At 37.1% G+C, this 25429-nt stretch carries 20 protein-coding genes; 5 read left to right on the top strand and 15 right to left on the bottom strand.

Annotation, left to right across the window (positions count from 1 at the left end):
- Positions 1 to 137: 137 nt before the first annotated feature.
- The 3 genes from AC3RVF_RS10035 (at position 138) to AC3RVF_RS10025 (ending at position 4286) form a co-directional block, all read left to right on the top strand.
- A complete protein-coding gene (locus AC3RVF_RS10035) occupies positions 138 to 641 on the top strand; it encodes a GreA/GreB family elongation factor (RefSeq protein WP_489691508.1) in 504 nt (167 codons plus the stop codon).
- Between the two features lie 114 nt (positions 642 to 755).
- Positions 756 to 2027, top strand: a complete 1272-nt coding sequence (locus AC3RVF_RS10030; RefSeq protein ID WP_489691507.1) for a hypothetical protein — start codon at positions 756 to 758, stop codon at positions 2025 to 2027.
- Between the two features lie 90 nt (positions 2028 to 2117).
- Complete coding sequence (locus tag AC3RVF_RS10025) at positions 2118 to 4286, top strand: S46 family peptidase (RefSeq protein ID WP_489693298.1); 2169 nt, start codon at positions 2118 to 2120, stop codon at positions 4284 to 4286.
- Between the two features lie 103 nt (positions 4287 to 4389).
- Here AC3RVF_RS10025 and AC3RVF_RS10020 read toward each other — a convergent pair whose 3' ends face one another.
- The 7 genes from AC3RVF_RS10020 to AC3RVF_RS09990 form a co-directional block, all read right to left on the bottom strand.
- Complete coding sequence (locus tag AC3RVF_RS10020; protein WP_489693297.1) at positions 4390 to 6510, bottom strand: M3 family metallopeptidase; 2121 nt, start codon at positions 6508 to 6510, stop codon at positions 4390 to 4392.
- Between the two features lie 129 nt (positions 6511 to 6639).
- The gene (locus AC3RVF_RS10015) at positions 6640 to 7674 is read right to left on the bottom strand and encodes an ice-binding family protein (RefSeq protein WP_489691504.1); all 1035 of its coding nucleotides are present in this window, start codon (positions 7672 to 7674) and stop codon (positions 6640 to 6642) included.
- 400 nt (positions 7675 to 8074) lie between these two features.
- Positions 8075 to 11878, bottom strand: a complete 3804-nt coding sequence (locus tag AC3RVF_RS10010; protein ID WP_489691503.1) for an HYR domain-containing protein — start codon at positions 11876 to 11878, stop codon at positions 8075 to 8077.
- A 509-nt stretch (positions 11879 to 12387) separates the two neighbouring features.
- Positions 12388 to 13047 (bottom strand): uracil-DNA glycosylase family protein, encoded by a 660-nt coding sequence (locus tag AC3RVF_RS10005; protein ID WP_489691502.1) that lies wholly within the window; start codon positions 13045 to 13047, stop codon positions 12388 to 12390.
- A gap of 66 nt (positions 13048 to 13113) precedes the next feature.
- Positions 13114 to 13875: a peroxide stress protein YaaA gene (yaaA, locus tag AC3RVF_RS10000; protein ID WP_489693296.1), complete on the bottom strand. Its 762-nt coding sequence runs from the start codon at positions 13873 to 13875 to the stop codon at positions 13114 to 13116.
- Between the two features lie 244 nt (positions 13876 to 14119).
- Positions 14120 to 14659 (bottom strand): DUF3124 domain-containing protein, encoded by a 540-nt coding sequence (locus AC3RVF_RS09995; RefSeq protein ID WP_489691500.1) that lies wholly within the window; start codon positions 14657 to 14659, stop codon positions 14120 to 14122.
- Positions 14660 to 14741: 82 nt separating this feature from the next.
- On the bottom strand, positions 14742 to 16220 hold the full coding sequence (locus AC3RVF_RS09990) for a potassium/proton antiporter (RefSeq protein WP_489693295.1): 1479 nt from the start codon (positions 16218 to 16220) through the stop codon (positions 14742 to 14744).
- Positions 16221 to 16366: 146 nt separating this feature from the next.
- Between AC3RVF_RS09990 and AC3RVF_RS09985 the strand changes: the two genes are divergently transcribed.
- Positions 16367 to 17161: a HipA family kinase gene (locus tag AC3RVF_RS09985; protein ID WP_489693340.1), complete on the top strand. Its 795-nt coding sequence runs from the start codon at positions 16367 to 16369 to the stop codon at positions 17159 to 17161.
- Entirely contained in the window at positions 17139 to 17522 is a 384-nt protein-coding gene (locus AC3RVF_RS09980; protein WP_489691496.1) for a DUF3037 domain-containing protein, read from the top strand. The genes AC3RVF_RS09985 and AC3RVF_RS09980 overlap by 23 nt, the downstream gene beginning before the upstream one ends.
- A gap of 48 nt (positions 17523 to 17570) precedes the next feature.
- On the opposite strand, the gene AC3RVF_RS09975 is transcribed toward AC3RVF_RS09980, so the two are convergent.
- The 8 genes from AC3RVF_RS09975 to AC3RVF_RS09940 form a co-directional block, all read right to left on the bottom strand.
- A complete protein-coding gene (locus AC3RVF_RS09975; protein ID WP_489693294.1) occupies positions 17571 to 17948 on the bottom strand; it encodes a PH domain-containing protein in 378 nt (125 codons plus the stop codon).
- 55 nt (positions 17949 to 18003) lie between these two features.
- Positions 18004 to 18495 carry a DUF4251 domain-containing protein gene (locus tag AC3RVF_RS09970; RefSeq protein WP_489691494.1) on the bottom strand — a complete coding sequence of 164 codons (492 nt, stop codon included), beginning with the start codon at positions 18493 to 18495 and terminating at the stop codon, positions 18004 to 18006.
- Positions 18496 to 18557: 62 nt separating this feature from the next.
- Positions 18558 to 19268, bottom strand: coding sequence for a flavodoxin family protein (locus AC3RVF_RS09965; RefSeq protein WP_489691493.1), 711 nt, complete (start codon positions 19266 to 19268; stop codon positions 18558 to 18560).
- Between the two features lie 104 nt (positions 19269 to 19372).
- Entirely contained in the window at positions 19373 to 19777 is a 405-nt protein-coding gene (locus AC3RVF_RS09960; protein WP_489691492.1) for a DUF6789 family protein, read from the bottom strand.
- A gap of 6 nt (positions 19778 to 19783) precedes the next feature.
- Entirely contained in the window at positions 19784 to 20374 is a 591-nt protein-coding gene (locus tag AC3RVF_RS09955; RefSeq protein WP_489693293.1) for a YceI family protein, read from the bottom strand.
- Between the two features lie 88 nt (positions 20375 to 20462).
- On the bottom strand, positions 20463 to 21002 hold the full coding sequence (locus AC3RVF_RS09950) for an RNA polymerase sigma factor (protein WP_489691490.1): 540 nt from the start codon (positions 21000 to 21002) through the stop codon (positions 20463 to 20465).
- 225 nt (positions 21003 to 21227) lie between these two features.
- Positions 21228 to 21629, bottom strand: coding sequence for a response regulator (locus tag AC3RVF_RS09945; RefSeq protein ID WP_489691489.1), 402 nt, complete (start codon positions 21627 to 21629; stop codon positions 21228 to 21230).
- A gap of 139 nt (positions 21630 to 21768) precedes the next feature.
- A complete protein-coding gene (locus tag AC3RVF_RS09940; protein WP_489693292.1) occupies positions 21769 to 25371 on the bottom strand; it encodes a PAS domain S-box protein in 3603 nt (1200 codons plus the stop codon).
- Positions 25372 to 25429 lie beyond the last annotated feature (58 nt).

Below are 25429 nucleotides of genomic sequence, written 5' to 3'. Positions count from 1 at the left end.
TGTTAATTTCATGTAAACACTTTTTTCAATAAAGCAATGTATTGTAATTTCACAATTATCTATAAATAAATTCTAAATTAAAGTTTGATTTCATCATTTGTACCAAAATATAGAATGCACTTTTAATATAATTATATATGAGCCGAGGATTTGTAAAAGAAGAAGACCAAGAGGAAGCGCCCATTATACCGCCACGCGCAGCACTGCCTGCTGGCGCCACTAATTATGTAACCCCGACTGGCATGAAACTACTGCAAACAGAACGGGAACAGTTAGAAAACGAACGCGCTACTCTCTCCACTACTCACGAACAACAAAGACGAATTGAACTTGCAGTCCTAAACGGAAAACTGGATTTGCTTAACGAACGCATTGTGTCTGCAAGAATTTTAGATCCAGCATTACAACCAAAAAACGAAGTGCGATTTGGCGCAACAGTAACTTATAAAATATCTACCGCCCCTACTCCGCAAACCTTTCAGATTGTAGGCGTAGATGAGGCTGACATAGCCAAACGCAAAATTGCATTTGTGGCACCAATTGCTGTGGCGCTTACCGGACATAAAGTTGGAGATATAGCAGATTTTAAAATGGGAGGGGAATCTCGTAGTTTGGAGGTTGTAAACATAAAATATGAATAATAGAAAAAGCTACTTATTATTTAAGTTTTGATCATCCTGAAGGGTATTCATCGTAAAACTGATTTACTATTGTAGCGAAAAAAATACATTGTTTACTTAAAATTGAATGTCTTAATGAAAAAAATTATTGCCATCCTACTAAGTATAACAGCTGCTGTTGTAATTATCATATATTTTTCAATTTGGAGTACACCAACCAAAGTGGCTTCCCAAATTATCGTGAACACAGATAATATTAATACATTCAATTTTGGGGATCACGATTCGGTTACCATCGCAGTAACGACAATGTATGAAGGCAATATTTTAAAAAAAATGGTGCAAGGAGAGCAATATCGCGATGAATGGGCGATCCCCGTAAAAGTACCTATCGTTTTTTTACACACTTTAAAAGGAGGGCTTACCATTATTAAAAAAGGGGGAGGAAAACAGACTCAATCCTTACGATTAAAAAACAACAAAGGCATTTACTATTCATTGCGAAGTGTTGCAAAAAACCCCGAACCTCTTATTCCTGAATTCGCAAAAACACTGGGTATAGAAAATATTATTATCGATGGAATCTCGGCACAACATCCTTATGCCGCCATTGTGGTAGCTAAATTAGCCGAATCTATTTCAATTTTACACACGCACCCTTCCTTGGTATTTGTTCCTAAGCAAGAACGCCTAGGTAAATACAATACTACGTATGGTAACAAATTATATTGGCTTGAATATGAAACCGAAGGACCTACAAATTGGACACATTTAAAAAATGTAAATGAAATAATCGACACCGATAAACTGCAAGAAAAAAAACAACAATTAGGCGAAAAACTAAGTATTAAAAAGGAAGAATTGGTGCGAAATCGTTTATTCGATTTAGTGATTGGCGATTGGGACCGGCACGCAAAACAATGGGGCTGGGTGCTACAACAACAGGGAGAAAAGTATGTAGCCACCCCATTACCCGGAGATCGTGATAATGCATTTTTTTCAATAGACGGACTAATACCTTCGGTTGTGTCATCTAAAAACATACAGCCTCGTTTACGTCCTTTTGAAAAGGAGATAGACTATATTCCAGGACTGATATACCCTTTTGACAGGTATTTTTTACAAAACACAGCTGAAGAAATTTTTATAGAACAGGCAAAATTCATACAAAACCATTTAACAAACCAAGCAATTGAAGAAGCTTTAAAATTATGGCCAAAGGAAATATACAATCTCCACGGTGAAGAAATTATGGCCAATATAATAGCAAGAAGGGAGCGGTTAGTTGAATATGCTATAGCATTTAAAGTAGAAATTGACAGGCAAGGAATTTTAACTGAGCCATTAAAAGGTTCAGAGGATTTGGTTTTATCCAAACGTTTAATGCAGTGTTTTGAATGTGATTAAAAGCTACATAGAAAACCATTAGCCTAATTAAATTACCAAAATACCCTCCATATCATTATCTTGCACGCTATTATTTAAAAAACCGTTACTATGAAATTATTTCGCCTTCTTTTTATCTTTTTATCAGTCCCACTTTTTGCCCAACAAGGTGGTATGTGGATTCCTTCGCTCTTAGAAGGAATGAACGAATCTGAAATGACCAACCTCGGCATGAAAATGACCGCCAAGGATATTTACGATGTTAATAATGCAAGTTTAAAAGATGCAGTGCCTCACTTTAACGGCGGCTGTACTTCTGAAGTTATTAGCAATAAAGGACTTTTGCTTACTAATCACCACTGTGGTTATTCTCAAATTCAAAGTCATTCCACGTTAGAAAACGACTATTTGCAGGATGGTTTCTGGGCGATGAGCCTAAAAGAAGAACTTGCCAATCCTGGAGTTACCGCCACTTTTATCGTTAAGATTGAAGATGTAACAACCCAAGTAATGGCAGGCGTTACCGCAGCTATGAATGAGGCCGACAAACAAAAAAAGATAGAGGAAAATATTGCGAACGCTGTACAAAATTCTCCAAAAGAAGCTTGGCAGGAAAACCGCATACGTACATTTTATGAAGGCAACCAATACATGCTTTTTGTTGTAGAAACTTTTAAAGATATCCGTTTGGTAGGCGCTCCGCCTTCTTCAATTGGGAAGTTTGGTAGCGATACCGACAACTGGATTTGGCCACGCCACACTGGCGACTTCAGCCTTTTCAGAATTTATGCCGACAAAAACAACCGTCCCGCAGAATATTCTGAAGACAACGTGCCTTATACGCCAAAACACTTCCTACCTATTTCTTTAGATGGCGTAGCTGAAAACGATTTCACTTTAGTATTTGGGTACCCAGGAACTACAGATGAGTATTTACCTTCAATTGCTATCGAGCAGGTAATAAACACTGTTAACCCAGCGCGTATTGCCATTCGCGATGCTGCATTGGCTATTCAGGATAAATATATGCGTGTAGATCAGCAGATAAAAATTCAATATGCTTCCAAGTTTGCTCGTATCGCTAACTACTGGAAAAAGTGGAAAGGCGAAACCCTTGGTTTAAAAAAATCGAATGCTGTTGGCATCAAAAAGCAACAGGAAAAGGAACTTATTGCGCAAATTAATAAGAAAGGAAAACAACAAGAATACGGCCAACTTCTACCAAAATTCGAACAGTATTATACCGAAATAGAACCATATACTTTAGCTCGCGAATATTTCCTAGAAACAGTTTTACGAAATGTAGAATTACTTCGTACTGCCTACCAAGTTTATCAGTTAAAGCAAGTTTATGAAAGCCGTGGCGCACAATCTTTTGACGATAGAAAAAACAATATGATTGAAAGATTGGAAGGTCAATATAAAGATTACAGCAAAAAAGTAGATCAAGAAGTTTTCGAAGCCCTAATTGCACTTTATGCCGAAGGCGTTCCAGAACAATTTCTTCCTGCAACGTTTAAAAATTTAAATGCTGCACAGTTAACTACCAACGTCTACACTAATTCTGCTTTTGTAGATTATGCTTCAGTAAAAAAGTTATTAGAAGGTGATGCCGAAACGGTTATTGCTAAGCTAAATAACGATCCCGGTTTCAAAATTGTACAGGAAATGGCAGATGCTTATTTTGACAAGGTTGCCCCTAAATATGAAGAACTTGAATTAAACATTTCAGGTTTGCAGCGTGACTATATGAAAGCTATGCTCGAGTTAAGCCCGAAAAACGCGCGTATCTTCCCGAATGCTAACAGTACGCTTCGAGTAACCTACGGAAAAGTTGCTGGCTACTCTCCTGCCGATGCTGTCTATTACGAACCCGTAACTACTTTAGAAGGAGTAATTCAGAAATACGTTCCAGGCGACTACGAATTCGATGTTCCTCAAAAATTAATTGATTTATATGAAGCTAAAGATTACGGTCAATATGCTGAAAATGGCAAGATGCCAATCAATTTTATAGGAACTAACCACACAACAGGTGGCAATAGCGGGAGCCCTGCAATTGATGCCCACGGAAATCTGATAGGCCTTAACTTCGACCGTGTTTGGGAAGGTACAATGAGCGACTATTACTATGACCCTGCCCTATCTCGCAACATTATGGTAGATATTCGTTACGTGCTTTTTATAATGGATAAATACGCTGGTGCAACAAATTTAATTGATGAATTGAAGTTAGTACACCCAAAGAAGGATTTGAAAAAATCTAAAAAGAAGAAGTAAATAAAATATCCTCTGGAGCCCTTCAGCTTCAAATGGATATAAAAAAACCACGAATACACGAATAAAAAAACATTCGGGTATTCGTGGTTTTCATTTTATTCAATTATTTCAAGCCTCGTGCCTTAAGCATTGGCTCAATTTTCGGATCGCTACCACGCCAGTCTTTATACATTTTTTCGAGCTCCAAAGTGTTTCCTCTTGAAAGAATCATATCTCTAAAACGTTGACCGTTTTCGCGAGTAAGTCCGCCGTTGTTTTCAAACCAATTGTAGGCATCGTGATGTAACATTTCAGTCCAAGAATAGGAATAATATCCAGCAGCATATCCTCCAGCAAAAATGTGGGAGAAATAGGTTGAACGGTATCTTGGTGGCACTGCATGTACCACATTAAGTTTTGTGTTATTCAACGCTAACTTTTCAAACGCATTTACATCTTCAATCTTTTTGTCTGGCGAAATGATGTGCCATTGCATATCTAAATTAGAACCCGCCAAATTTTCGGTTAAACTATATCCTTGATTGAAAGTTCCCGAGTTTTTAATTTTATCAATTAACTGCTGCGGAATCTGCTCGCCAGTTTTATAGTGTAGCGCATAGTTTTTCAACACATCTGGATACAATGCCCAGTTTTCGTTAAATTGTGAAGGAAACTCTACGAAATCACGTGCTACGGCAGTTCCCGAAAGCGAAGGGTATTGCTGATCTGCAAAGAAACCATGAAGCGCATGTCCAAACTCGTGGAACATCGTGGATACCTCGTCATAGGTTAATAATGCAGGTTCATTCCCCGCTGGTTTTGGAATATTAAGCACATTATATATTACTGGCTTTTTATTATACAATTTAGATTGCGTAACAAAGTTGCTCATCCAAGCGCCACCACTTTTGCTAGGGCGTGCAAAAAAGTCTGCATAAAACAGTCCAAGCGCGTCGCCGTTTTCTTCAAACAATTCATAAACCATAACATCTTCGTGATAGGTTGGAATATCAGTTCTAGGTTTATAGGTAATGCCGTACAATTTTTCAGCGGCGTAAAACACACCTTTTTCCAAAACATTCTTCAATTCAAAATATGGCTTTATTTGATTTTCATCTAAATCATATTTTTCTTTACGAACCATTTCAGCATAATAATTCCAGTCCCAAGGCTCTAATGTGAAATCCTGTCCTTTGCTTTTAATCATTTTCTGAATTTCATTAGACTCTGCTTGCGCCTTGGCAGTGGCCGCTGGAATAAGTCCGCTGAAGAATTTGTTTACATTTTCAGGAGTTTTTGCCATTGTTTTTTGAAGACTCCATTCGGCATAATTATTAAACCCTAAAAGTTTTGCCTTTTGAGCACGTACTTCTACCAATTCCTTAATTAATTCGCGGGTGTCATTAGCACCTTGGTCTGCTCTGTGCCAAGCGGCTTTATAGAGCTTTTCTCTACTCGCTCTATTTTCCATAGATTGAAGTAGAGGTTGTTGCGTCGTGTTCTGCAATGGAATGGTCCAGCCTTTACCATCTTCATTTTCTTTCGATTTCAGAAAATCTTCATCCACGCCTGCTAATTCCTCTTTATTGGTAAAAGTTACAGCACCAGCATTATTAGCATCCAAAAGTGTTTTGCCAAATTTAGTTGTAAGCGTTGCGATTTTTCCGTTGTATTCCTTTAGTTTTTCTTTGTCTTCAGCAGAAAGATTAGCGCCAGCTATTTCAAAATCTTCGTAATAATTTTCAAGTAATTTTAAGGATTCCGTATCTAGATTTAATGATTCTTTTTTATCGTGAAGTGTTTTAAAACGTTTGAACAGATTATCGTTCAAATAAATCATATCGTTTTGGGCTGCGAATTTAGGCGCCATTTCGGTTTCCACAGCTTGAAGCGTTTCGTTGGTATTTGCACCAGCTAAGGCACCGAATACTTGAGAAGCTCTGTTTAAAAGCACACTACTTTTTTCCAAAGCGAGAACTGTATTTTCAAAAGTGGGTTCTTCACTATTATCTGCAATTTCAGATACGGCTTTCTTTTGCTGTTCTATACCTTCAAGCATTGCAGGTTTAAAATCTTCATCTTTTATTTTTGAAAAATCCGGTGCTCCGTAGGGCAAAGTACTTTCGGAAAGTAGCGGGTTTTCGGTGCTATTCATCTGTTCATCATTTTTGTTTAATTTTTCTTTAGAATTGTTACACGCAGTTACAATAATGGCAAGTGCCAAAAAGGGAATTATTTTTTTCATTGTGGAATTTTTTTAATAGATACGTAAAGATACACAAATAGCAAGATTTGTCTTGTGAAGTTATCTTAAATGAAAAATCCCCTCAGCAAAAGCTGAAGGGATTCTCTTTATTTGGTGGGTTTAAATTTATTAGTTTTTAATCAAACGCTTCACAGAACTTGCGTTGTCACCAACAATCTTTACAACATAAACCCCAGTTGCTAATGCTGAAATATCTATCGATTTTTCACCTTGCATATTGCGAAGGTTAGTCTGGTTAACAAGTTTTCCTGTTATATCATAAATCATCAATTTCTCGAGAGAAGTATTGTTGCTATTTACTAGGTTAATCAGGTTGTCTGCGGGATTCGGGTATAAAGCCAAACCTTCGTCTATTGAACTGTCATTAACACTAAGTACAACATTATTACCATCTAACGTTATAGCGGTCTGTGCAAGTGCTCTTCCGTCAAAAGTTGCTCCTGTTTGCATCGCTATCTGTGTTTGACACAATATATTTCCACTAAATTCTGATGTTGTTCCAAGAGTAACTTGTCCAGAAACTTGCCAGAAAATGTTTGATGCCTTCGCACCTCCACTAAGCGTAACAATTGCGCCGTTAGCTATAATTAAATCCTGTGCTATCTCAAATATCCAAACATCTGTTGGACTGCCTGAAAGAGTAACACCAGCTTCAGAAACTAAAACATTGGTACCCCATTTATAAACACCCGTGGTTAAGGTCTGTCCGGTAAGATCACCAGCGTGTAATTCAGTGTAATCTGGCGTTCTTCCAGCTGCATCGGTATATGCAGTTTCCATATCGCTTATAGCAGTCGTTAATTTTGTTGGAGTTGGTGATGCATAGTCTGATGCATATATTTTTCCATTAACTAAAGATGAAGTAGCAAATTGACCTGAGGAATCTAATATTAAACTAAATCCAGTTATACCGGTTTGGTCAATAGGGCTAACTCCAATATCGCCAACGATTGAAGTGGTTCCAGTAGCTGAAACTCCTGATTTTGCTAAGACCACGTAATTGCCAGCAGTTCCAAGATTAACTGGAGAAGGCGATTGCGACACAGCAATAGCTGGCATCGTTAAAGCAATTACGAGAATGATTCCGAGAAATCCCTTTAGTTTGATTGAAGTTGTTTGGGGACTTTGAGTATTGTTTTTCATAAAACATCTATTTTTTAGGGGGTTCTATAAGATCTAAATCAATCTAAATATGTCCTTCTAATAGATGACCAAAATTACACTAATAATAGATGCGGCTTAGCCATGTTTAAGCTAAGTTTAAGCCAAGCTTAAGCCAAAGTGTAGAAATTATCGATAAAACTGCTGTTTAATAGCCAAAAATTTATTAAAAAACCCCTGAATTATTAAATTTATGTTAAAACGACGTGTTAAGTTTATAATGGTAAAAATTACCAATTATATATTAGCTTCGGGTTTATTAAGTTACAATTGAGATTATGAAAGGAATCTCTTTAAGAATATTAAATATCTAAATTAGTTAAAATGAAAAAACCCCCTCAGCAAAAGCTGAAGGGGTTCTCCTTTTATAATTGGTTATTGATTATTTCTTAATCAAGCGCTTCACAGTGCTTGCATTTTCACCAATAATCTGAACAACGTAAACACCAGATGCAAGAGACGAAACATCTACTGCTTTTTCACCTTGCATTGTGCGAAGGTCTACTTGGTTTACAAGTCTTCCATTTATGTCATAAATCATCATTTTATCTAGAGAGATGTTGGTCTTGTTAACAAGATTTACAACATTGCTCGCTGGGTTTGGATATAAAGCCACACCAGCATCTAAAGAATTCTGATTCACACCAAGAACAGTTGTAACTGTAAGTTCAAAATCACAAGATGACATGTTACCGTACTCATCAGTAGCAGTAAAGCTAATGGTGTGAACACCATCTGGCAATGCCGCGCCTGGAGCCGGAACTTGAGTAGTCAACGTTACAGGATCTGTACAGTTATCGTCAGCAATCGCTTCGCCAGTTGCGAAGTAATCTGGAACGATATAGAAAATGTTTCCTGCTCCTGGATCTACAGTTTGATCTGCAGGGCACGTAAGTACCGGTGCAAGTCTGTCTACCACATGAACTTCAGCCACACAAGATGCAAGGTTACCACTAGTATCGCTTACGAAAACTGTAACCATTACTGGGGTTCCTATATCTGCACAAGTTACTGTAGGTACATCTACTGCAATAGTAGCGATACCACAAGCTTCATTTATATCAGAAAGTAAGCTGTAAGGATCAAGAGTAGTTGTACCATCTGGTCCAAGCTCAATTTCTACAACGTTACCAGTGCTTACACCTTCAAAATCAATTTGGAAGTTGTCTACACCAGCTCCCCAAGCCCAGCCGCCTTCATCGTCGTAAGTAAAACGAACTTGGAAGTCAGCATTCATATAAGCAGCCATATCTAGTGCTCCTGAATTGGTTGGGTTAGTATCAACATCAACAAATAGAATTTGTTGCCAAGCTGCACCATCATATACTTCTACAGCAAGGGTTCCGTCTCCTGCAAATTCCTGCATTGCATAATCAAAAGAGATAGATGCTGTTACAGCTGCAGAGATATCATAAACTGGAGAAATAAGTGAAACTAAGTTTACTTCACCGCTTCCTGCTGCATCATCATTAAAGATAGCTGCATTAGTCGGGAAATCATTTCCAATTGGCATATCTCCTGAACCGAAAGCCCAGTCAGCGCTACCAGAAGTAACAACTGTAGACCAGCCAGAAGGAATTGAAGCACCTTCAAAATCTGTAGCTTCGGATGTAATATTAGCAACTCCACAAGTAATTACTGGAGCAGTATTGTCTATTACATTTACAACTGCCATACAGGTAGAAGCGTTTCCACTTGCATCCGTAACAGTTACCTCAATAATATTCTCGCCAAGATCTGCACAAGTAAATTCTAAGCCTGAACCTCCAGATGTTACGTAGTGTAAAGTTCCATTCCACACACGAGGGGTGAAAATTGAACCTGTAAATAATCCAGTTACTGCAGAACCAAGGGACATTGAAAGTTCAGCATTTGAATAGCTCTGATTAGCACCAGTACCATTAGTATACCTCTGTCCAACGCCATCTGTTACTACTGCAATACCGTAAGTGGTATTGGCAGAAAGTACTACAGGAGCATTTAGTACAACATTGCTAGGAATATCCTGACCTGCGCCAGTTCCTGAACCAGATGCAGCTGGGGCACCCCAAGCAGCACTATTGGTTTCACTTCCTACATAAGTACCTGTTTTAACATATAAGTCTAAATCAAATACTGTTGTGCTTGCTGTATTAATATCAACTTCAGTCAATTCAATATCAGTAGGTCCAACTGTTACGTCATACATTACTGCCCAACCTGTTGAACCGCCATTATTTGAAGTGAAAAGTGAAGTTAGAGCGCCTGCTGTTCCACCACCAGCACCACCGGCGCTAATTGTGTATCCACAAGCTTCGTTAACACCAGTTACAAGATCGTTAGGGCTAATAGAAGCCATACCGTTTGCATCAAGGAAAACATCAAGTCCACCGCCAGCAGCAGCTTCATAGTTCAATAAGAAGTTGTCAACGCCAGCTCCCCAGCCCCATCCGCCAAGATCGTCAAAAGTGTAACGCACTTGGAATGCAGCATTTACATAAGTAGAGACGTCGAAAGATTCCGTTTGAATAGTAGTCAAGTTTGCATCATAAATAGCAATTTGTTGCCATGCCGCACCGTCATATACCTCTACTTTAAGTTCTTGGTCACCAAATTCTCTAAAGGCTACATCATAACCTACAGTTACATTTGAGGCAGCGCTAAGATCATATACAGGAGAGAGCAATCTTACTAGATTTACTGATCCATTACCGGCAGCATCATCATTAAAAATAGCAGCGTTGGTAGCAAAGTCAGGACCAATAGGCATGTCTCCTGAACCGAAAGCCCAATTTGCAACTCCAGTTTCTATCACTGTTGTCCATCCTGTTGGAACGGCTGCGCCATTAAAGTCTTCAGATTCTGAGAACACTCCAAATCCGCCTACACAGAATACTTCAGGTGGAGTAACATCTTGAACAGTTACTGTTGAAGTACAAGTTGCAGTTCTTCCAGCGCTATCAGTAACAGTCATAGTTACTGTGTTTGGACCTACCATTGAACAGTCGAATGTAGATACACTCAAAGTTCTTGAAGCTATAGTACAGTTATCTGTTGAACCGTTATCTAAATCGGCAGCAGTAATTGTTGCCATACCAGTTACTGGATCAAGGTCTATTGTAATGTCTTGGCATACTGCCACAGGATTTTCATTATCAATTACAGTAACAATAAAACTACAATCTACTGTATTATTATCGCTATCTGTAACAGTAAGGGTAACAGTAGTATCACCTACTGGGAAAGTACTTCCGCTTGGTGGGGTTGCTACAATATCGCCAGAGATGTTTCCATCTTCATCGTCAAAAGCAAGTCCAGCAAAGTTGACAACTGCGCCACAAGTTCCTGGAGAATTATTTGCTGAAATATTAGCAGGACATACTATAGTTGGAGGGTTACCAGTAGAAAGTACTGGGAAACCAGTAATATTAAGTTCAAAATTACCAGCATTAGAACCAAAACCGTGTACTAAAACGTAATATCTAGAAGAACCATCTGAAGTAAATGTTACTTCACTTCTAACGCCACTAGCAGCACAAAGGGCACCAGCATCATCATTTGCTCCTACGCAAGTAAGTGCTCCACAAGCACCAGTGTACACAGAAAGTTTAGTGTCATAACCAACGGCTGCACATGTATTAACAGTTACAGAAGAACCTGTACCGCTAACATCGTCAAAATAGTACCATACTCCGGCTGCAGTAATACTAACTCCCCCACAAGCCCCTGGTGTATCAACAGTAGCATTGGTAGTTGTACCAGGCACTGTACCATCAGCTGTTAACTCAATTGCACCTGCACAAAGATCATTTGCCGGTGGTGGTGGTGGTGTAAGATTTTGTAAAGTATTAGTGTAACAAGTAGCAGCAGTTCCACAACCTGGAGGAGGTGAAGAATGCGTATGAAACCTAATAGATGTAGAAGCAATGTTGTTCACAACTATGGGTGAAGTTCCAGATGCTATTACAACGTTGCTTGTATTTGTAATAGTTACATATGGAGCAGTAGAGGTGAATCGGTAATTACTACCTGCTATTAAACCATTAATGGTATTATAATCACCACCCCAACTACAGGTGGTTATGGTTTGCACTGCACCACTATTATTAGCAGTTACCGTCAGATACGGCGAAGTTCCAATGCATTGACTAAAAACGCTTCCGACCGTAAAAAATAACAGTAGAAGCGTGAGTGTAATTTTCTTCATAGATTGTAATTTAAATTAATAATTAATAATATTCTTAGTTAAAAGGTCGTTAAAAATAGCATAAAATATGACATAAGCCAAACAATTCCCAAAACAAAAATCGACTTCATCCCCAGAATATTTATGATTGCAAAGAAATAATTTTTTATGCATTTTTTAAAATATTGTCTATAAGAGAGTTAACGCCTTTGATTTTAAAACACCAGTCACAATACTTTTAAACTCAAAAATTTAACATTCAATTTACATTCAAAAAAAAAGGAATATCTGTAGACTATTTACCGCTAAAATCATAAAATATTGAATTTTGTATGAAACCTATGAATTATAAAATCACGCAACTCTATGCGCAGAAGAAGGTAAGAATGAGTAGAAAGACAGTAAAGATTTGGCTTAAAACACCACCGAATATTAGACTCTTTTTAGTACCGTGTAATAATCATTTATAGCGTGAAGGAATATTTAAAATAGAAGTATTAAAGCTCCCAAATCCAATGTGTTAAATGATATTAAAAAAAGAGTTTGTATTGAGCTACCCGAAAATCGATAGTAGTTTTTTCGGGAAATTCGGCCTTCATTTTTTTATACGCGGCAAGGCTGCCTACTGCCCTATTTGCTGCACCAGAAGGTGCAATTAGTGAGACGGTTTTAACTATCCGTTCGTTTTCGGGCATTTTAAATTGATGAATGCGCGGCACTTTGTTTGAAACTAATTCTAAGGAAATATTGTACGCCTTTAAATTTCTTCGGAAGAAATATTCAGGGCCATTCTTACTATTGCCTCCCGTGAAAAGCAAGGTGTCTATTTTAGGATTTTGCTGAAGTACAGAAATCAAATCGCGAAGCTCAACTTCCAACATTCCAATATCTGAAGCATCCACTTTTTCGCGCCTAGCGGAAGAAACCATATCGCAAATGCCAATACCTTTTTTTTTAAGAAAATACTCGCGCTGCTCGATGGCTTCTGCGGTGGTTTCAAACTTCAAATTTAGACCGAAAATCTTATCCAAAATCACCCACAACTGCCCGTCGCGACTTCCGTAACAAAAATCTACATCGCCATCTTTCAATTCGCCTGTGGTAAAACGCGGTGGCGGCAGGGTGCCAACAATCAACTTAGTTGCAGTTTCCGGAATGAATGGCGGATATGGATGAATGTGATGAAACAAATAAATTTACGATTGTAGATTGACGATTTAGTTTTCAGTTTTCGTTTTCGATTTCGATATCATAAACTACCTTATAAAAACAGGCTCATTTTCCTTCTCGGTATATTCTTCGCTATAGTTGTAACCGTCATAGTCGAAAGCTTTCAATTCATCTAAAGATTTCACATTGTTATCAATAGCAAAACGCGCCATGCTGCCGCGTGCTTTTTTGGCGAAAAAGGAAATTATTTTTAACTCCCCATTTTTGAAATCTTTGAAAACTGGTGAAATTACTGGCACCTTCAATTTCTTTTCGTCAATGGCGCTAAAGTATTCTACACTGGCGAGATTTAAGAAAAGTTCGTCATCTTCCAATTCGTCATTCAATGTTTCTGTAAGTGTTTTTTTCCAAAAAGCATATAAATCTTTTTTGCGGTTTATAGAAATCTTAGTGCCCATTTCCAAACGGTAGGCTTGCATCAAATCTAACGGTCGTAATATTCCGTACATTCCAGAGAGAATACGGAGCGAATCCTGTAAAAGATCAATCTTTTCCGCAGGAATTGTATAAGCATCTAATCCTGTATAAACATCGCCAGCAAAGGCGTAAACCGCTGGGCGGGCGTTTTCTTTTGTGAAAGGTGTGCTAAATTCTTTATATCGCTGATAATTAAGCTGTGCCAGTTTATCGCTGATGTCCATCAATTGCGCGATTGCCTTTTTGCTTTTACGTTCTAGCTTGTTGTTTATCATTTCGGCTTCTTCCAAAAATTTGGGTTGAGTGCCGCGACTAGTGGGAAGTTTGGATTCAAAATCCAGCGTTTTTGCTGGGGAAACTACTATTTTCATTTCAATTCTTTTTCTTCAAAAATAACGAAAACAAATTGATTGAAGATTTAAAATTTAAGATTCAAAATTGGTGCTTCAGCTTCACAAAGCAACCCAGTTAAGCTTTTCTATTTGAACTGTGAAATTGGGTGATTGTGAAGAAATCCTTTTGTTTTCTGTGGCTCTGTGGCAATTTCATCAAAAAGAGCGCAAAAAAAAAATGTAATCTGGCAAGATTTATAACATGAAAATTTTTAAATTGAATTCACTCAATTCTTCTTCCCTGCGTAGTAAAACTCAATCCTTGCGAGCCGCGAAGCGAAGTCATAATTGCTTCAAAAAACGGTTCGGGAGTTGAGGCTTTTGTGGTCCATTCAAAAATAAAATTGGCGCCGCTACCACCGTGATTGTCTACTTCATCAATAACAATTTCCACAGTTTCTAATGGTTTTAAGTAGATTGGTTTTTTGAAATAATGACGAATCAACTCGCCGTTAGTATTGTAGTAATCTGCTTTGGCAATGTAAATTGTATCTGTAATGCTAACATTTCTAAGGCTCACCATCGCAGTTAAACTGTGCGATTTTTCCATCGAAAAACTGTAGATATTTGAGTAAATACTCAAATAAGTTGTTCCCTTTTGCAGCGAATCATTTATTGGCTGTATAGCTTTAGCATCTACATAATGGTCTTCCCAATGATTTGGATGGTACGAGCCTATTTCTTTGGGTTCTTGGCAGCCTCCAACTATTCCCAAGAGAAATAGAAAAATCGTTATTTGCGATATTTTGAACAGTTTCTTCACAGATTTTTTACTGAATTATTTTCACAATAAAACTACAGCTTTTTATTGATTTCTGCCTTTGTTTCAAGCAGTACTATTCAATTTAAGTAGCCGAAAACTCCTTAATCTTTAAAGTTTGGAAGACCTTTTTAATTCCCTTTTTTGTTTCAGAAAGCACTATAAGCACATCGTCTGCATGAATAATTGTGCTACCGTTTGGCGTAATATATTTATCGTCTCTTTTTATCATTGCAATAATTGCGGTGCTTGGAAATTCGATATCCACAATTTTCATTCCTACCACTATGTTTCCATTATCTATGCCTATCTCCCGCATTTCTGTTTTGGGGTGTTCCTCGAGAAATTTTTCTGAAGGAGTCAATTTTTTCTCTTCGCTTGGAATACTCACTTTTAACCATTTGGCTACTACAGAAAGTGTAGTTCCTTGAATTAAAATAGAGGTAAGCGATATAAAAAATACAATATTGAACATCATATTAGCCTTGTCAATTCCAGCCAATAATGGATAGGTCGCAAATACAATGGGCACAGCTCCACGTAACCCCACCCACGAAATATAAAACCGTCTGCGCAATTTCATTTTAAAGGGAATAAGGCTTATAAAAACCGCCGCCGGACGCGCAACAAAAATTAGAAACAACGAGATTACAAGTCCGATGCCAATAACAGGGACTATCTGTGAAGGAAAAACTAAAAGTCCTAAGGTTAAGAAGAGCACGATTTGCATTAACCACGCCAAACCATCATACATTTTGAGAATGGTTTTTTTATGAATTAGATATTGATTTCCTAAATATACGGCGCAGATGTATATGGCTAAAAAGCCATTTCCACCAAAGAAATCTGTTACTGAAAAGGTGATGAACATTAAGGCGATAACCAGCACTGGGTATAAACCTTCAAAATCTAACTTAATTTTGTTAATTATAATCTTGCTCAGCTTCCCAAAGCCAAAACCAGCGATGGTTCCAATTATCATCTGCTGAAAAAACAACGGAATCATAGTTACTAAACCTTTATCCTGATTAATTACCAACCCCAAAAAGGCAATAGTTAACACATAAGCCATTGGGTCGTTACTACCGCTTTCCATTTCTAAAGTAGGACGTAAATTAGAGCGAAGTGCAAGATTTTTGGAACGTAAAATAGAAAACACGGCGGCTGCGTCTGTTGATGAAACTATGCTTCCTAAGAGCAAACTTTCATAAATGGTAAAATCGGTAACATAAAACACAAAAGTTCCTAAACCAACAGCAGTAAGTAAAACCCCCAATGTTGAAAGCATAAAACCTTCTTTCATAATAGGCTTTACTGTTTTCCAGTTAGTATCAAGCCCGCCAGAAAAAAGAATAAAGTTTAATGAAATTATGCCAATTAATTGCGCGAGTTGTGGATCGTTAAAACTGATGCCGCCAATTCCATCTTCGCCGGCAAGCATTCCTATTCCCAAGAAAAGAACTAAGGTGGGAACGCCAAATTTATAGGAAGTTTTACCCGCAATTATGCTTATAAAAAGCAATAACGAACCAACAAGTAAAATGTTTTCAATGGTTAAATTCAATAATTTTCAGTTTAATGTTTCACAATTGAGCAAAATACGAATTTATATTATTAAAAATAGCGGCAATTCATTTTTTGGAAGCAAAAAAACATCTTTAAATATTTCGGGTATCATATTCACAAATAAACCTAATTTTGCAATCAATGATAACCAACAAAATAGAACTCCGTACTGTAAACGTTACGCGTTACATTACCCCACTGCGGGAAGGAGGTTCCTTACCTGCTTTGGCCGAAGCGGATGACGATTTTAAATATGTTTTAAAATTTCGCGGTGCAGGTCATGGCGTAAAAGCATTGATTGCTGAATTGCTGGGTGGCGAGATTGCACGAACTTTAGGACTGAGAGTGCCCGAACTTGTTTTCGCAAACTTGGACGAAGCTTTCGGACGTAGTGAAGGTGATGAAGAAATACAGGATCTTTTAAAAGGTAGCCAAGGTCTTAACCTCGCTCTCCATTTTCTTTCGGGAGCGCTAACTTTTGATCCGATAGTTACTCAAGTTGAAGAAAAACTGGCCTCCAAAATTGTCTGGCTTGATGCGTTTACTACCAACATTGATCGTACGGTGAAAAACACAAATATGCTTATTTGGCATAAAGAACTTTGGCTTATTGATCACGGCGCCACTTACTATTTTCATCACGCATGGGACAATTGGGAAAAAACAGCTATTAGTCCGTTTATTTATATAAAAGATCACGTTTTGCTTCCGCAAGCATCTTTAGTTGAAGAAATAAACAATGAAATGATTGCTTTGCTTCCAGATGAAAAGCTTCGGGAAATTACAAACCTCATCCCCGCAGATTGGTTAAACTGGGAAGGTTCAGAAATGAAAGCCGAAGAAATAAGCGAAGTGTATTTTCAGTTTTTAGTAAAGCGTAGAAATAATGCAAACAACTTTGTAAAACAGATTCAGGATGCCCGGGAAACACTTGTATGAATATGCGGTAATACGTTTGGTGCCACGCGTAGAACGCGAGGAATTCCTGAATGTGGGTATCATTCTTTTTAGCAAAGGAGCTAAATATTTGAACTGTAAATACCAAATAGACACAGAAAAACTAAAGTTATTTTCTTGCGAATTGGAAGAAACAGATTTTAATCAAAACCTAAACGCTTTCCAGAAAATTTGCTCTGGGTCAAAAGAAGGTGGTCTTGTGGCACAATGGGAAATCCCCGATCGCTTCAGATGGCTTACGGCACAACGCAGTTCGTCACTTCAAACGTCGCGCCCTCACAATGGATTTAGCGACGATTTAGACAAAACTTTAGAGCGACTCTTTACGGAATTGGTGCTTTAAAAAGTTTAGGAGTTTAAAGGCTTAGAGATTGAGATTTACTGGCAAAAACTACAAAACCTTTCCTGCCAAATACCTCTGCACTTCGTAGATATCTATGCTTTTGTTGAATTTTTTACTCACCGTCGGCAAGTCTTCACTTGAAATCCAAATTTTTAGTTCGGCATCCAAGTCGAAAGTACCAGCGGTTTCCAACGAAAATCTTGAAATGTGCTTATAAGGCAAACATTTATATTCGGCTTTGCTGCCTGTTATTCCCTGCACGTCTATTAAAATTAGGCGTTTATTCGTGAACATAAATACATCTCGAAAAAGTTTGAAACCAAGTTCAACTACTTCGCCCTCAATTAAAAGTCGACCGTATTTTTCGTTTAATTTTTCAGCAGAAACCTCACTGGAGTTTCCTAATATTTTGTTGAATAGACTCATTGAAATAGTATAAAAGTTATGAAACTGAAGATATCTTTAAGTTAAACATTGAATATTATTTAACTTCACCCTGATAATTCACAGTATCTCGATTATTGGTATTAATAGAAAGTGTTGCAAAACCAGAGTCGCTTACTGTTAGCAGAAGCGTATAGGTATCGTTTTCATTTTTCACTGTAGCCTTTACTTCATAGCCCCTTTTCATTTCCGCAATGGTAAAATCTTCCGGCGCTCCTTTAAAGCGCATTCCTTTATCTTTTCCCGAAATCATAGCGCTATATGCGCGCCCATAAAACGGCATATTGCTGATAATCATTTCTGGCGAAAAGGTTACGGAATAACTACTACCCACTAAATTTTTTGGCGGTTGCCCCAACGGATACATGGTGTTTGCTACAAATTCAAAGTTTTTTGAATTCAACAAAATAGCCATCCTACTTTGGTCTGTTTTAGTGGCTAGTTGTGCTTTAGCGATTTTATCTTGCGCAGTTACGCCACCAAGAATAAAACAAAACAACGCTGCAAATAATATATTTCGTGTTTTCATAATTCATATTTTTCACAGAAGAAATCAAGCACTATGCCGAAATATTAAGAAAACCGATACTCTTAACGATATTCCGGGTTTTCAAAATTCCAGCGGGTGCCGTCGTCCCAAGCTTTTCGTGAATTACCATAAGCTGGATAACCACCTTGCTCTTTCAGCATTTTTGCCAAATGAAGCAAATTGTAAGTCATAAAGGTAGTATTCCTATTAGTGAAACCGTTATTCTTGGCATTGCTTTCTTCATCCAAATAACTCGGACCTGGCCCAGCTTCGCCTATCCAACCACAGTCTGCTTGCGGCGGAATACTGTAGCCCACATGTTGCATGGCATACAAAATACCCATTGAACAATGTTTTATTCCATCTTCATTACCCGTAATGATACAACCCCCTACTTTTCCGTAGAAATAATATTGTCCTTTTTCATTTTGCAAACTACTCATTGCGTAAAGACGTTCAATTAATTTTGTAGCAACCGAAGATTTTTCTCCCAACCAAATTGGGCTACCGATAATTAATATATCTGCTTCATCTACTTTTTTCCAAATTTCAGGCCAAGCATCTTCTTTCGCGCCATGCTCGGTCATATCTGGATATACTCCGTATGCAACGGGATGATCCACAAGGCGAATGTTTTCAAAAGAAACCCCTTCGGCTTCCAGAATATTTTGCGAAACATTCATTAATCCTTGCGTATGGCTAGTTTGCGGAGATTGCTTTAATGTGCAGTTAATGTAAAGAACTTTTAGTTTTGTAAAATCTGGTTTTCCCATAATATGTTGTGTTTGTTAAAACAAAACTATCATAAGTTCTGCTTTCTATAAATTATTTTAGACAAGCTTAACTTCTGACAATTCTGTTTACTAGTTAGTTATAATTATTTACGAGCAGTAAAAGCCACTCCCAATCCAAATACAAGGTGGCCAATTAATGTTGCCATCAATAGCATTACCATAGATCCTTCGCCTGGAGCCGCGCCCATAATTGTCATCATAATTTTCGCAAAAACAAATGCCAAAAAGCCAAATAGCAACCCAGATATTAAGGTATTTGCAATTTTTACTTTAGGATTAAATAGATAGACATAAACAAATGCATATACAATCCCTATCATAAAATGCATTATCCAGCCCACAAATAAGGGCATTCCTAACATTCCCGCTACCATTGCAGGAGGCGACATTTTTGGCATCCCCATATAAGGAGCCATTAAAATTACAATAGACATTACTATGGTACCAACGATACCCGCTACAATTGACTTAGATATATTTGATTTCATAATTGATTATCTTTTTTGATTTAACTCCATTGGAATATTGATTTGCACCTCATCGCCAACAACCATTGTTGTAGACCAGCTGCCCGTGCCCACTTTGTAATCTGTTCTATTAATGGTAGTGTTAAGTAACAACCCCATAATCATGGTTCCTTTCATCATTGGGTGCTCCATTTGCCCTGTGATTTTAAAAGGCAAAGAAACCTTTTTGGTCACACCTCTAATTGTTAAATCGCCGTGTGCGAGGAATTCATTTATTGATGTTGACTCCAGCTTTGTTGAAGAAAACGTTATTTCTGGATAGGTTTCGGCATCAAAGAAATCTGGAGATTGTAAATGTTTGTCTCTTTTTGCATTTTCAGTATTAACACTATGTGTTTTAACAGTGAAGCTTAATTTCCCATCAGCAATATTCTTAGGGTCTATCTGAAATTTGCCGTCAAAATCGGTGAAATTACCGTTAACCTCAGAAAAGAAGTGATTGATTGAAAAGTTGACCGAAGTGTGATCTTTGTCCAGCATCCACATACTGGAATCTTGCGCCTGCGCGGTGAAAGAAAATAGAATTGTCGCGAAAAAAGCGAATAATAGGGTTTTCATTTTTGATATCATCTGTAGTATATTTATTGGTTTATACTTATTAATACCAATAACTTCATAATATCACCCGTTGCATTAAATTATTTTTTCAATCTCTTTCTTGCTCCTTGATTTTTCGTATTTGGCTTATGCATTTATGTTTTTGATTTACGGCATTATGCCTTGTGGTATAACCGTATTCTGTCTGTATTTCGGCTAGTTCTTTACCGTTGTAAAAAAGATCGTTAATTAATCTACTGCAATGGTCAGTTATTTTCAACATATAACCTTTCATTTTATCTGCATAGGTTTTTTCTCGTTCTATATCAAGATTAATTTCTTCGAAAAGAGTATTATCGTGCATATTTTCGAACGCAATTTCGCGACCTGCATTTCTCAGTTTTTTAAACCAAATATTCTTACTTATTGCCACAACGTAGGTTTTTATTGAAGCAGTTAATACAAAATTATCCAACCGCAACTTTTCAACTAAAACAAGCATTGTATCTTGAAAAACATCATCGGCATCTGCTGTACTGCCGTTATTTTTCAGAACGAAATACTTTACAGTATCGAAGTGGTTTTTATAAAGAGTGCCAAAAGCAAAATTATTTTCGCCTTTTAAGTCGTCTAATAAAGAGTCTTTCATCGTTAAAATGTCGCTGGAATTACTATAAAATTACATTAAATAAAGTGATTTCTTATTGAATGTTTATAATCAAAGACTATAGGTTTTGGAAAACCTTCAACTAATTGAGGAGTAAACAGAAAGCTTAAGAAGTGAGTAAAGGAATTGAATTTGTTATTGCCTAAAGTAATTTACATTACCAAAACTGAAGTAACTAAAATAGACGGCGAGACAGCTATGAAAATACTACGCTTCATCAAAAAGGCCGCTTACCATTTTTGTAGATAGTGGTTTAGACAATAAATCTTTTACGTGCGGAATTGCATCAGCTTTTTCTAAGTCTTTTTGCTCAATAGAAGAAGTAAGTACATAAATAATAAACTGTTGCCGTATGTGCTGGGAAAAGTTATTGAAAATCTCTAAAAAATCCCAACCAGTAAAAACGGGCATATTGATATCAAGAAAAAGCATTGTCGGGGTACTTAATGTAGTATCTACATAATCTTCCTTTATAAATTGAAGGGCATCCTCAGGACTCACAAAAGTTTTAATCTCTGTAATGGGAGAAAATCTACGCAAAGAAAACTCGCAAATCATATTACTGGTTCGATCATCATCGACCACTATAAAACGTTCAGGTAATTTCATCGTTGACTTTTTAAACACGCAACGGTATTAGCGCATTCAATAATGGTTAGTATTATGCCTATCGGCATTCATATAGCTAAATATACTTAATTGTAGTAGTCACCCAAGTGCTTACTAAACATTTAACACTACGCAAATGTTATTTTCTATAATCAAATTCAATTGTAAATATAGCTCCTTTATTTACCTCGCTGGTTACCGAAATTTTTCCGCCCAATGTTTCTACTTGTGTTTTAACCATATACAAGCCCATTCCCTTTCCTTCAGTATCAGAATGAAATCTTTTGTAGAGCCCAAATATTTGTTCGCCTTCCTTCACTAAGTCAATACCCATTCCATTGTCTTTGAAAATTATGAACAGTTTATTTTTACTTATGTGCGAACTTATTTCAATAACTGGAATAAGCTCAGGCTGGCGATATTTAATACTATTCGAAATAAGGTTGTAAAATATACTCTGCATATAACTTTTAATAGTATTAAAAGTATCTGCGGCAGAAAAATCTGTTATAATCGTTACTTCTTCTTTCTGAATAAGATCGCTAATGCTCAGCTCGATATTGTTCGCCAACTCTGAGAGTATAACCTCTTCTTTGCGCTCAGTAATTTCCGTTTTTGTTTGAAGAATAGTGTTAAGATCGGCAATTACATTTTCAAGTCGATTAGCATCAGAACTTAGCGCTTCGCCCAGCATCAGTTTTACTTCTGCACTATGGGCTTCGTCTTTCAATTCTTCAGTTATACCAATAATATTTGCTACCGGCGAACGAAGGTTGTGCGAGATGATATAAGAAAATTGCTCAAGATCTTTATTGCGCTGTATAATGTCCGATATCATTTTAAGGCGTTCACTTTCTGCCTTTTTTTCTTTTGTCAAGTCTCTCATAATACCATAAACGTACAATGGGTTTCCAGAGCTATCAAATTCAAACTTCCATTCTGAGGATGCATAGCCCAATTCGCCATTTTGCCTAATAAAACGAAAATGAAATGATGAATCTTCCTGCATGGCGATAGCTTCATTCATAGTATTTGTGGCACGATCTCTATCTTCGGGATGTATAAATTTCAAAAATGAATCGCGAGATGGTTCTATATCTTCACTTATTCCTAAGATTCTATAAAACTCGTCGGACCAACTATATTGATTGGTAGCTACATCCAGTTCCCAACTTCCTACTTGTGCTATAAGTTGTGCTACATTTAACTTCGCTTCGCTTCGTATTACTTTATCTGCTGCATTTTTATGTTCAGTAATATCCTGAAAACTACCGTATATTTTGCTGCATTTTCCATTTGTAAAAACTGCTTCGCCAATGGTACGTACCCATTTCAGGTTTCCCTTAAAAGTGGTGAATTGTAGTTCCTCGTCCCAAGGAATTCCGTGATCCATGCATTGCTGTACACGCTGCGTTATAATTTTATTATGTTCGCCCTCAGTAAAAAGACCCATGCCTGTTGAAAGATCTGGGATAAAATCAGGTTCTGCTTCACGAATTTCCTTTGTTATATCCGACCAAAATACGGTCCCTTCAGCAACATCAATCTCCCAGCTTCCAATTCTCGCAAGCCTGTTCGACTTTTCTAAAAGGTCTTCTAAATGTTTCTTTTCAGTAATATCTGAAACCATTCCCAGTGACCCTCTAAAAATTGCCTCATCGTCAAAAATAGGATTGGCAGACATTTTAGTGAGAACATTTTTTCCGTTTTTAGATATAAAGGTATATTCAAGATTTTCAGCTATTCCCTGTTTCCTTCGCTCCAAGGCAATCAAAGCATTAACCTTTCCTTCCTCATTCATAAAATGAAAATTCTCCTTACCTAGCATTTCTTCTTCCGTGTATTCAAGAATCTCGCACATCTTTTTGTTTACAAAAGTTGTTCTACTATATTCGTCGAGCAGCCATATACCCTCCTGCGCAGTTTCTAGAATTTGACGGTATTTATTCTCGCTTTTTTCAATATTTTTCCTCGACACCACTTGTTCGGTAGTATCGTTTATAAAAAAGAAAACACCTTCTATATTACCCTCAGTATTTCTATAGGCTTGGAAAACGAAGTCTATATATAGTTCGGTAATTTTACCATTTCCTTCTTTATCTATTTTAATCATTATCTCAGCGCCAGTGTGCGATTCGCCGGTCTGATAAACATGGTCTAACATGTCAATAAATCCTTGCTCAATTATTTCTGGAAACACATCTGCAATGTTTTTCCCTATCACATCTATTTTGCCTGTCAACTGTAAATAATTGGGGTTAACCATTTCAAAAACATGGTTTACGCCTTTTAACATACCAATTGCTGAGGGTGCTTTTAAGAAAATATTGTAAAACTGGTCCCTCTCATTTTCAATGATTTTCTCAAATTTCTTTTTTTCTGTTACATCCTTTGCTACGCAATACATTAACCCATGTTCTTCATCATAATTAACAGACCATAACAGCGGGACTACTCTACCGCTTTTGTGCAAATATCTATTTTCAAAACCAGGGGTATTAATGGCGTTAAAAATATTTTTAAATACATTATACGTGACATCGACATCCTTATCGTAAACAAAATTTATAAATTTTAAACCTATTAGTTCTTCAGGGCTATAACCTAGAACATTTTGCGACGCCTTATTTACATTAACAAACTCGCCATCTGCATTGATTGTACAAATAAGGTCTAAAGAAGAATGTAATATTTTATTGAGTTCAGAAAGTGTTTTTTTCAACTCAACCGAAGTATTTCTGAGGTTATTTTCGGCAATCTTTCTTTCTGTAAATTCTTTGAAAGAAAGACAAATCCCCGTTATAGCTTCTAGATTATAAACAGGAGAAATTGTAAAATTAAACCACGAATCGCCATAAACATTATCAAAAATCACAGTTTCACCTGACAAAACTTTTGCGAAATACGATCTGTAGGCCTGCTTGCGAGAATTTGGCAGGAAATCGAAGGAGTTTTTTCCCGCGCTTAACGTTTCCTTTGAAATGTTATAAATAGTATTTTTAGCATTATTATTAAATTCAATAATAACACCTTTTGTATCCGTTAAAATAAATCCTTCTGAAGTACTATTAACAATGGCTTGTAGATTTGCCTCCGTTGTCTGCAAAGCTTCTACCCTTATCTTCTTTATTCTCAGCCTTTCTAAAATATCCAGCGCATTCGAAAGATCTGCTGTTGCTTCCTCTAGAAGTTGAATTTCTTCCGTTGTGAAAAAATTTAATTCAGATGCATATAAATTAAATGTGCCTATTACAGCACCCAGTTTTTTTAATGGCAATACTATATATGAACCGGAATCCATTTTAGCGGCTGCAGCACTATAATCTGGTATTTGTAACTTACATTCGTCAGAATTACAAACAAAGGTTTTGCCAGTATGCAACGCCTGACTTTGTGAATCTTTATATTGAAAAAATGCATCTGTGGAACTTACAGTAGCATCGGGATTTAAACCGGCTTGCTCAACAAGGTTTATTTGCCCAGTAGTTGAATCTATCATTCCAATCCAAGCAACTTTGAAATTCCCTGCTTCAATGGCAATGTTGCAGGCTTTTTTAAGAAATTCTTGTTCGTCAGAAGAATGAGCGATTGCTCGGTTTATTTGACTAATGAAAGTATATAAACGTGTTAGGCGATGAATTTTAAGTGTTCCGAAATTAAGTTCACTTTCGTTGAGATTTCTCTCATATATGTCCAGATCCTTGTCACTAACCATTCGGGAAATTTTTTCCTCTCTTTTCATTTTACCGTACATCAATTAAAAAAACACCTGCGTTAAATATAGGTAACATAATCTCAAT

This window comes from Aequorivita sp. IT1183 (assembly GCF_058068265.1).
Note: the sequence above shows the minus strand (reverse complement) of the source record. Positions and strands in the feature narration are given on the sequence as shown.